Below are 403 nucleotides of genomic sequence, written 5' to 3' on the forward strand. Positions count from 1 at the left end.
GCCCCTGCCGGCCCCACGCCGGGGGCCGCAGCGGCCGCGAGCCCGTCCGCGGCGGAAAAACCCGCCGCGCGTCCGCGCCGCGCGCGCAAGCCCAAGGCCGAGTCGGGCGAATGAGCGCGCCCGTCGCCGCGTCCTGGCCGTATCCGTTGTGGATCGCCCATCGCGGCGCCGGCAGGCTGGCGCCGGAGAACACCCTTGCCGCATTCGCGCTCGGCTGGGCGCACGGCTACCGCATGTTCGAGTGCGATGCCCGGCTGAGCGCGGACGGCGAGGTCTTCCTGCTCCACGATGACCGCCTCGAGCGCACCACCGACGGCCGTGGCGAGGCGGTGGAGCAGCCCTGGGCCGCGCTCGCGCGGCTGGACGCGGGCGCCTGGCACGGCCCGCGCCACGCCGGCGAGCG

General features: G+C 77.9%; 1 protein-coding gene. It reads left to right on the top strand.

What is annotated here, in order from left to right; all coding sequences use genetic code 11:
* Positions 1–110: 110 nt before the first annotated feature.
* A partial coding sequence (locus tag C667_RS23995; protein WP_004393326.1) for a glycerophosphodiester phosphodiesterase family protein occupies positions 111–403 on the top strand: 293 nt, incomplete at its 3' end.

This window comes from Thauera phenylacetica B4P, from assembly GCF_000310225.1.
Classification (GTDB): Bacteria; Pseudomonadota; Gammaproteobacteria; order Burkholderiales; family Rhodocyclaceae; genus Thauera; species Thauera phenylacetica.